Below are 9,699 nucleotides of genomic sequence, written 5' to 3'. Positions count from 1 at the left end.
TTCAATTAAGTAACGAAGACCTTCGCGGAATTTTTGGTACTTTTGGGAAATCAATGGAACGATACGATGCAATTAAACGAAAACATTTAGCTCCAGCAGTTGAAAGCATCAATAGCAATACAGAATTAAACATCATTTATGAGCCGTTAAAAAATGGTCGAAAAATAATTGGTGCTGAATTGCGATGGACTATTGAAAAGACAAAATTAGCTTCCAAGGCGCAAATAGCGACTGCCACCGAGTTGTATGTTGAATTACTAGGATTTGGATATAGTCGAGATAATAGCCTCCTCAAGGATTTGTATAGCATCAATGAAAAGAATATAGGTGATGCAATAAACATTATTAAAAGAGCAACCAAGGAAATTAGCGAACTTAGGTCGGCTATTGAAAAAACGGCACAAAAAAAAGAAACTACTGATAAACCTAATAATCCAGTAGTGGAAAGCAAGGTAATTTCCGAAAAAGAATCGAACGAATATGGTTGGTTTTTCAGCCGCTTTGAATCAGTTGAAAAGCCAACAGAATCGGAAATATTGGGCTACTTAAATGGCTTTGTTGAATCTGATAGGAACAATGTGTTAGAGCTGGCATATGAGATTTTCAATCGAAATGGCGGGGAAAAAGCAACGTACATAGCAACGGTTCTTCGAAATTGGAGACAAAAAGGTATAACGACGGTTGAAGATGCAAGAAAATCTTATGAAGCAAGTTATGCTGTTAAACGTGATGAGAAAAAGACTAAAAAACGGAGTACGAAAACAAATGTTCCGAAGTGGTCGAATCAGGATTATAAAAATGAAACGACAGAAGAAGAACAGGCCGACATGAAGGAACAACAAAATAAGTTACTAGCTAAAATAGACAATCCATCGCAAGAGCCACCCGTTGTCGAAGGACAAACCAATATTTACGATTTTTTAGACGAATAAAAAGGACGGCTTATCCGTCTTTTTTTATTGCTTTGTTTTTAACTAGTTTAATAGCCTAGTTAGATTATGAAATCGTAAAAAATAGGCTTTCAATTTTTAGCTGCGCTTTATAAGTGTTTTATTATGTTTTGAGAGCTTAAAAGTTGGGGTGGTATATTTACCCTCGGAAGATAATTCACTCCGTTTTTCACTGTTATTTAATCACGTTTCAGAGCTTAAAATCGATTCTCGATAAATACTTTCTCAAAAAATAAAAATATACTATGGCATCTATAGCCAGATTAACAGAGGGAGGAAGACAACAATCAATTTCAAAATGCTTTTTAAAGTTGATTTTTAAGTGTTTTCATGGAATTGTGTGTGTAGAATTGTATAGAATATGCTACAATGTATCTATACATAGTGCTATGTTTGTGTAGCAAATAAATACCCCTAGGAGAAAAAATGAGCGTTCAAATCAGCGTGAGAGTTTCAAAAGAGCAAAAGGAGAAACTCGTAGATTTAGCTAAAAACGAGAACAAAACAATTACTCAATACATAGTCGATCGCTGTATTGTAGAAGACAGCTATACAGATGCTAGCAATGTAGACGATGCTAGCAATCGTATAGAAACTGTGTTGCAGGAGCAAATTGAGCAAATTCGTGCTGATTTTGAGATCGAACGTAGCTTTTATGTTTCTCAAATTGAGCAAAAAGATAAACAAATTGCTGATATGTTAGAAACTAATAATAATCAACTCCAGCTTATTGGAGCACTGACTATCAAAAATGAAACATTACTTTTAGAAACAAAGAAGAACTGGTGGCAACGTTTGTTTTCAAAAAATAACTAATTAGTTATATGTGAGTGAAGTTAAGCTTAATAGAAATACAGTAATTACAAGATTGTAATATTTTCTGTTATAGCTTTAAGTGGCATGGGTATATAGGGTACAATAAGATGAAATTGAAGTTGTAGAGGTGAGCGTTTGGAAGAAAATAGACCTGATTTTAGAGATATAAAATCATTTGAAGAATTTAATAGATACTACTGGTACCGAGAAGAGCTTTCACAAATTTGTAAGTGCCTTGGATTAGAATACAGATGTACAAAAAAAGAATTAAATCATATTATAGAACAATATTTTAAGGGAAATAGAGTAGAAAAATTTTTGAGGAAAAGAAACAAAAATCAAACCGAAATAATAACCCTAAATACACCATTACTTGAATGTGGGTTTTCCTTTAATCACAAATTTCGTGATTATTTTTCAGCTGTAACAGGTGTTAATCCGTTTAAATTTAATGCTGATATGGCAACAGCTTGGCGAAAAGTAAAACGGGACAACAACATAAATTTTACAATCCAAGATATGATTAAAATATACTATGGAGAGTCAGACTACGCCAAGTATGATAATTCAGCTTGCCAATGGAATCAATTTCTAAAAGACTTTTGTGCAGATGAATTTAGCAATCATTACTCCAACAAGTTAAAAGTTGCGGCTATCCTTTGGAAAGAGGTTAGAGATTCAAAAAATAAAAAAATTTATTCACAGGGACTTCTAAAAGAATACAGCTACAAAATAGAGAAGTACTGTAAGTAAATAGCTTCAAGTTTGTCGAACGGAATATAATGTATTAAAGACGATAGAAATAAAAAAACTATAAATGCTAAGTGTAGTTTTGACATCAGAATGACCTAATCGTCTTTCTCTTTTCTTGCATTTCAAAAAAAAAGAACGTACAATAATATTGGAAGGACTACCGCTTAAACAGAGATAGAAAGGAAAAAATTAGGAAACTATATTTCTCTGGTTTAATGTGTTAGAACTAAACGATATATCTTTTCGCATTTTACACTACACTAATAACTACGAAAGGCTAGGTTTATTATGAAAATAAGTTTAAAAGCAATTATAATAGGTTCAGTTATTTCAAGTTCACTAGTTTTTAGTTCAGTAGCTTTAGCTGCTACTTACAAAGATATTACAGAGCCCACGACAATACAAATTGAGGACTCTCAAATAATTCAAGTATTACCAGAGGGGGGATTCATTTATAATTCTAATGGAACATCTGATTATAATGAAGAGATGGTTCAACACAATAACAGTCAGTTAATGACTTATCAAGAATATAAAGAACATATAGAACATTCTCTCCAGAGTTCTCCTCTTACTCTTTTTGAACCATCTCCAGGGCTTTTATCAGCGGATCCTTTTAGTCAAAAAGGTAAAGTTTTAGCCGATAAAGAGATTTATGTATCTCAGCCTTTTTCAGGAAGTGGATGGCGTTTTTCTAATTTAAAGTTTATTGCAGCTAACGGTACAGGTAGATGGTTAAAATGGACTTCAATTTATGATGGAGGTCGAGTAGGAAATTATAATTCTGCCGAAAGTACATACAGTGGTAGAGGATTATACGGAGTAGAGTTAGAGGTAGGAAGAGCTCGGTATGTAGATACACGAAGTGATTGGCTTTATTATTACACTTACAATCCTGTTCCAGGAACTCGATACATTGTAGAAAACAGATAAGGAGACTCAACATGCTCAAGAAATTCACTACATGTGCTTTTATCGTTACTCTAATTTCTTCTATCCTTATCGGAAGTAACATAATATTTGCAAATGATAAAGGCGAGGATATCCAAGCGAAACCACCAACTCTAGAGATAATGGTAAAACAAGCTTCTAAAGATTCTACTCTCTTGGAAACGTTAAATCAATTTTCAGACCAGGATACTATCATTGCCTATCCTGAAAGCATGGGTGGCGGGTTTTCTGTTAAATCTGCAGATAGTAGTGAACCTCTAGTCGGAGAAATTCTTGATACTAAAGGGGAAAGAGTCATTTATAAAGACTCTCAACCTGTCACTATTGCCCAAGTAAAGGAAGCGATTCAAAACAAGTAATAAACTGATATAAATAAATATAACCGGCCTATTATTAAATAGGTCGGTTATTTGACATTCCAATTCTTATTAATGATTCGCCTTACTTTCCTATACAAAGAAATTATCGTATAGCCTTTAAAAATCTTATAAAAATTGAGCTATCTAAAAGATATTTACAGTCATTATCTGAAAAGACTATACTTAACAAAAAACAAAAATATCTATATCAAACTCATTCAGTTTTTTGAAAAAATAGATAGCATTCTGTGAGTGCTTGATGCTGATGCTACGCTGTTTTTTAGTTCAACTGAAACCCATACTTTCCAAACCAGTTCTTAAGAAAGGAATATTTCGATAATTAGCTACACCATTCAACTACTTTTAACTGTTATTTATTCAATTGTAATTTTTTACATTGACACTAAACTATTTGAAAACAAAGAATTCTAAATCTATAAAAAAAGTACAAATCTATTGGTAGCTAAACAGACAAATTTTATAATGTTTATCAAAGTGAACATAAAAAGAATGTTGATTTGTCAGCATTCTTTTTTATTTCAAATGTATTCTCGGAATTAGAAAGGTGGGGTTTATATTTTAGTTACTTAAAAAATTTGTAAGCGTAAGACTTGCGAAACTCTACGTCATTTTTGTATAGCTGATTAGAATTTGCGTTTTTTCATACAAAAAACACGCATTTTTGATGCTGAGACGAGCATTCTGACGTTGTTTCTGTTCAATTTGTGGACGATAGACCACAAGAAAACCCTTGAGAGCCAAGGGTTTAGGGTTGTTTTGCTATTGAGATATATCTTTCCGAAAAAGATCAATTTTTCGGAAAGTTGTAGAAGAGAAGTTATTTTTCTTGGCAACCAAAAGACCCTCGGTATTGATACCGAGGGTCTTTATCGAGGAAAATATAAGATTGATATTCTCCAACGCTCTTAGGAGCAAATTTATTTACTGTTAGATATTCTATTACATTTAAAGAAAAATGTCAACAAAAAAAACAATTTATTTAAATATAAATTTTGATTCAGTAAAAATAAATTTTTTCCACTCTTTTAGACTAGGCTCACCCATTTTTGTTAATAGACGAGTATTTAAATCAAAATCTGGAGATTTAAAATGTTTATTATTTCGATAAATAATGGAATTTATATGTTTTTTTAACGGTTTTGTACTTTCAAAATAATTTACAATTTTTAAAGCATCAAACAAAGATAATACAGAAGGTTGTAAACCTGTTTCTGAGGGTGTTAGTTGAAACAATGATACTAATCCCATATTTAATTTAACACTTTTTGGAGATTGATAGCGATATACTAATCTCCCGTGAGCACAGCAATTTCGAAGCGAGGTAATAATATCAAACATATTCAAAAATTCATTTCTATGAAATAGTGTCATATTGAAATCTGCCATTACCTCTTTTAGTACATTATCCTCAAGATAGTGCAACAATCGAAGTACCTGTCCTAACGTCATTGTTTCGATTGCAACCCAGAATGGAACTGCAACGTTGGGATGTTCACTATAAATAGATACCCCTGTATTTGATGGATGGTAACTTGGGTCTGAATAAAACTGATGGTTAATATGATCGTTTCTCTCGACTAAAATTTTAAGATAATTTTCTTTAAACAATATAAACTTGTCGAACTCATTATAAATTTTTTTATTTTGGTAATTAACAAAAGGATAATGTTGAGAATATGTCCCTGTTTGAGGATCTGTATAGTTAGAACTTAATGTATAGTTCATAGTATCATTTATCATTTGGCAGTGTGCCTGAGTAAAATGGTAAGAAACAGAATTTTTTAATTTTGATTCAATATTATTTAATAAATCCAGAATCGCAGCTGATAAATTTTTATTAAATTTATAAATTGCAATAAAGTCGTCTAAAGTTACTTTATTGAAATATTTTGGATTCTGACTAGATAGTAAAATACTTTCAATACCATTAATTAAATTAAAATAATTATATTTTACAAGTGCCTCATCAAGTTCAGTTTCTTCAAATTGTAAATTTCTATCTAATAATTTTTGTTTTAGCGAATTACGGTCTTCACTTTTCTTAATAGCCATATAATACTCCACACAAATTACTTTGTATACTATATAAAGTATATCATACTTTCTCGCAATTTTTGACCAACTATTTTAAAATAACAATAATGTGTAAAAGCTGAACAAGGGATTATTATGAAAAAATAACTACACTTACAGTCATTGGATTATCTGCTATTTTATTAGCTGTATATTCTTCTGACTCTAGTAGCAAAAAAAGATTCTGGAGCATCAGAGGCAAAAACAGAGCAACAAACAACTGTTGCCAGCAAAGCTGAGCCAACTGTTAAAGAAAAAGCAGCTCAATATGCCGCAGATAACCTAAAATAAAAAATAAGTCCTTCTGCTAAAAATTTTAAAGAGCAAATAGGGTTATTTTTTCTAAAAAACTTCTCTACTATCGATTTCTGGGTATGGATCTTGATCATTTAGAATCCTATTTAAACAATCTATACTTGACTGTAGATAAAACAGTTTGCTTTTTAGTTCTACCATATCGGATGTCTCTGATAGTTGATTACAGTTTCGTTTTATATGCCAGATTGTCTTTTGAATATTTCTTTCTTTTAAATTTTTCATATTCCAATTATATCTTGAAAAGTCTTATAATTTTTCTAAATTCCTGAAATGTCATTTTTTTCACCTGAATAATCTTATTTGAATCTACTTTTTTTGTGGGAGATGGATTTAGGTTTGGAGGATAGTCCAAACTATGGATTAGATGTATAACAGAAAGTTCTACTCTTGAGCCCTCGGCAGAGCGTTTTACCTTTGTACGTTGCGAAGCAATGTCAAAGGTGCAAAAACGTTACTCTTTGCCAAAGAGTAACAGAAACTCCTGCTAAATCCCGACTGTAGATTATTATTTTTACGTCTGTTTTCAATCGACAATAGCGACGCAGAATAGCGATAGCGCTGCGTCTTAGCCCGTTTTTCGGGCTACCTTGCGCATTTTTAAAGCTGGTTAATGGTTTTGTATACTGGACCACGTTTAAGCCCAATAATGGGCCTATATGTAGTCCATTTTTTATATAAATAATGGATTTATACATGTTCCATGATTTTATTATTTCGTGGTCTACTATGTAGCCCATTATTCTATATTTCTATGGTCTTCTATATAGTCCATTTTATATTCAAATAATGGACAACTATATAGACCATAATTTTTATTTTTCATGGACTTATATACAAACCCACGATATTGATAAATCATGGATCTCTATATCTATCCATGATTTTTATTAACTAGGCTATTAGCCTAGTTAAACTTTTTGAGTGTTGCGTTTTTTCTTCTGTTTTGTCTTTATTTTTAACAAAAGATGGCATACTATTAGTAGCTTTTAAAAAGGTAGGTTTATGATGGATAAGACAATGACATTATCTTTTAAGACGAATCCACGTCAGACTAATATTCGACACAATAACCGTGAACTAACGGAAAAAGAATTTAGGAGCGACGCTCACAAACACATCCAGCGCGAAAAATCGAAATATAATATTCAGATTTTCAAACGCGATATTAAAGATGTTTATCACGAACTCTTCGATGATGCACTGAACGCTTACAACGCAAAACAAAAGCGCAAAGATCGTAAGATCGATGATTATTATAAACACGTCCGAAAGTCCAAAAATTTGGACCTGCAGAGAGAGTTTATCGTGGCCGTCGGAAACAAAGCTGATTGGGAAAAATTGAGCATTGAAGAAAAGAAGGAGGTAGGGGAAGTCCTGGCGCGCTATGTACGCGATTTTAACGAACGACACAATAATATGACCATCTACAATGCTATCGTCCATTTGGACGAAGCTGGGGCCCCTCACGCACACTTTAACGTGGTTCCAACAGCGAATGGGTACAAAAATGGGCTTTCAGTCCAACCGTCATTTAGAAAAGCGTTGGAACAGGAAGGATTTGGACCATCTGGACGCGAGCAATTTAAAGCGTTTAGAGATGCAGAAATCCATCGTCTGCATGAGTTTGTCCATGAAATCGGAATTGACCGAAAAGCGGGTCAGACGAACGACATCAGGGATATGCGCGAATACAAAGACGCGATGCAATACATCGAGAATCAAAAATCAAGTCAGATCGTAAAAATGCAACGCGAGGAACAAGCTCATGAAGAGAAGATGGAAGAGCTAAATGAGCGATTTAAACAGCAAGAAGAAAAATTTCAAAAACGAGACGAGGCATTTGAAGACCGCAAAAGACAGCAAGCTAGAGAGATTAAACGGATTAACGATGAGATAGTGAGCAAATCTGAAGAACTTGATCGCGAAATGATCGAAGATGCAACAGTCGATGCAATGCTGAAAATGCAGCTGATTGCAAAAAAACCGATTGATGATAAACGGAACTATCGAATCGAAGAGAAAGGCTTTGGCAATTCAAGACAGCGTTATGTCATGGTCCCAGAAAAGGATTTTGATGATTTGGCCCGCAGGGCTAATAGAGGCCCTTTGATTAAATTGCTGAATGAGTTTAAAGAACGCATTCTTGGTTTAGGAATCGTGAAACGTCTGACAGCTACGATTGCGAAACTGAAAGAGGAAATGGCTGGTCTAATTAGAGAAAATGATAGCTTGTCCAAAGAATTGCAGTATGTAGTTGAAGATAGAAACAAATACAGATCTCAATTGCAGGACCAAGAGTATTATCTAACGGATCAAGAACGTGCTGAGATTGCTGAAAAGATTATTCAGAGAAAAGATCTGGAACTAGAGGATGGTGAAAGAACATTTGAGAAAGATGATCTTGATTTTAGCAGATAGATAATCTACTTGTGACTTAAGTAAAAGTATGTGTTTTTTTGGTAGCACTTTACGAAGATAATCTCTCTCTGTCAATAAAAAATTTCATTTTTCATCTCTTAGATACCTTTTGAAGGCAAGCTACCGTAGCAATCAAATCAAACGTGAATCATAAGATCACAAACGTATAATTTTTTATCTTGCTTTCTTCTTCTATAATAATATGTATAAGTATAGGTATTAGTACGCAAAAGCGCAAAAATACGAAAAACCTTGTCAAATAAGGCTTTCTACGTTTTAAGTGCTACCGTTCTAACACATTAGTGCTACCATTTTAACACATTAATGCTACCGTTCTAACACATTAGTGCTACCGTTCTAACACATTAGTGCTACCCATGTTATAAAAAGTTGCACTTTGTTTTGAATAGTGTTATAATAGCACTATGAAAGGCAAGAAAAATGAATGAAATAAGAAAGCAGCCAGAGGTTTGGCAACTAACTAATATAAAGAACAAACAGTTAGCTAAAAGTAAAAATTTTCGTATAACAAGTTTGGCGAACAGAATGACGACAGCGCAGAATATATTATTTTCTTTCGCATTGCTCAATGCAAAAGTTGATGGTGATTTTGCTGAAGCCACTTTTACGATTGATGAACTAAAAAATTTTGTTTCTCTTTTAGATTATGAAAGACACAGAACATCACGAATTTTACAAGATCTAAAAACAGTTGGGGAAAGCAGTATTTTGATGATCGATGAGAAGATGATTAATGATCCTCTGAATGGTTCTGCTAAAGGAATTATGATATTCAGTTCTTATTCTTATCAAAAAGGGAAATACCATTTTATATTTAATTCAAATAAGATAGAAAAAGATGGTGTAGCTCCAATAATTGGAGTTTTGAGATCTAGAGAAGAAAATCCTTTGATTTATAGACTAGATATGTTTGCATCGCTCAACTTTTCAGGGCAAGCGTTGTATGAGAATATCCTCATAGCGAACCAATCAGGATTGCGAAAAATTCAATTAAGTAACGAAGACCTTCGCGGAATTTT

The 9,699-nt window shown here is 33.0% G+C and carries 8 protein-coding genes; 7 read left to right on the top strand and 1 reads right to left on the bottom strand.

Annotation, left to right across the window (positions count from 1 at the left end; all coding sequences use genetic code 11):
- The 5 genes from HMPREF3002_RS00050 to HMPREF3002_RS00030 form a co-directional block, all read left to right on the top strand.
- On the top strand, window positions 1–932 hold a 932-nt coding region (locus HMPREF3002_RS00050), incomplete at its 5' end, for a DnaD domain protein (protein ID WP_141754457.1).
- A gap of 444 nt (window positions 933–1,376) precedes the next feature.
- Complete coding sequence (locus tag HMPREF3002_RS00045) at window positions 1,377–1,766, top strand: hypothetical protein (RefSeq protein ID WP_070664713.1); 390 nt, start codon at window positions 1,377–1,379, stop codon at window positions 1,764–1,766.
- 135 nt (window positions 1,767–1,901) lie between these two features.
- The gene (locus tag HMPREF3002_RS00040) at window positions 1,902–2,519 is read left to right on the top strand and encodes an SAP domain-containing protein (RefSeq protein ID WP_070664711.1); all 618 of its coding nucleotides are present in this window, start codon (window positions 1,902–1,904) and stop codon (window positions 2,517–2,519) included.
- A gap of 288 nt (window positions 2,520–2,807) precedes the next feature.
- The gene (locus HMPREF3002_RS00035) at window positions 2,808–3,452 is read left to right on the top strand and encodes a hypothetical protein (protein ID WP_070664709.1); all 645 of its coding nucleotides are present in this window, start codon (window positions 2,808–2,810) and stop codon (window positions 3,450–3,452) included.
- Window positions 3,453–3,463: 11 nt separating this feature from the next.
- A complete protein-coding gene (locus HMPREF3002_RS00030) occupies window positions 3,464–3,829 on the top strand; it encodes a hypothetical protein (protein ID WP_070664707.1) in 366 nt (121 codons plus the stop codon).
- Between the two features lie 996 nt (window positions 3,830–4,825).
- On the opposite strand, the gene HMPREF3002_RS00025 is transcribed toward HMPREF3002_RS00030, so the two are convergent.
- Entirely contained in the window at window positions 4,826–5,902 is a 1,077-nt protein-coding gene (locus tag HMPREF3002_RS00025) for an Abi family protein (protein ID WP_070664705.1), read from the bottom strand.
- Window positions 5,903–7,258: 1,356 nt separating this feature from the next.
- Here HMPREF3002_RS00025 and HMPREF3002_RS00015 point away from each other — a divergent pair.
- Together HMPREF3002_RS00015 and HMPREF3002_RS00010 are read left to right on the top strand one after the other, a co-directional pair.
- Window positions 7,259–8,659 carry a plasmid recombination protein gene (locus HMPREF3002_RS00015; protein WP_256263395.1) on the top strand — a complete coding sequence of 467 codons (1,401 nt, stop codon included), beginning with the start codon at window positions 7,259–7,261 and terminating at the stop codon, window positions 8,657–8,659.
- A 441-nt stretch (window positions 8,660–9,100) separates the two neighbouring features.
- A partial coding sequence (locus HMPREF3002_RS00010; RefSeq protein ID WP_141754456.1) for a hypothetical protein occupies window positions 9,101–9,699 on the top strand: 599 nt, incomplete at its 3' end.

The organism is Streptococcus sp. HMSC065E03 (assembly GCF_001815045.1).
GTDB classification, from domain to species: domain Bacteria; phylum Bacillota; class Bacilli; order Lactobacillales; family Streptococcaceae; genus Streptococcus; species Streptococcus parasanguinis_AD.
The sequence above is the reverse complement of the archived record's forward strand: the minus strand, read 5'-3'. Positions and strand labels throughout refer to the sequence as shown.

Excerpts from the sequence above, each read along its gene's own strand:
- HMPREF3002_RS00015 (WP_256263395.1), top strand. The coding sequence starts at position 7,259 with ATGACATTATCTTTTAAGACGAATCCACGTCAGACTAATATTCGACAC.
- HMPREF3002_RS00025 (WP_070664705.1), bottom strand. The coding sequence starts at position 5,902 with ATGGCTATTAAGAAAAGTGAAGACCGTAATTCGCTAAAACAAAAATTA.
- HMPREF3002_RS00035 (WP_070664709.1), top strand. The coding sequence starts at position 2,808 with ATGAAAATAAGTTTAAAAGCAATTATAATAGGTTCAGTTATTTCAAGT.
- HMPREF3002_RS00030 (WP_070664707.1), top strand. The coding sequence starts at position 3,464 with ATGCTCAAGAAATTCACTACATGTGCTTTTATCGTTACTCTAATTTCT.
- HMPREF3002_RS00045 (WP_070664713.1), top strand. The coding sequence starts at position 1,377 with ATGAGCGTTCAAATCAGCGTGAGAGTTTCAAAAGAGCAAAAGGAGAAA.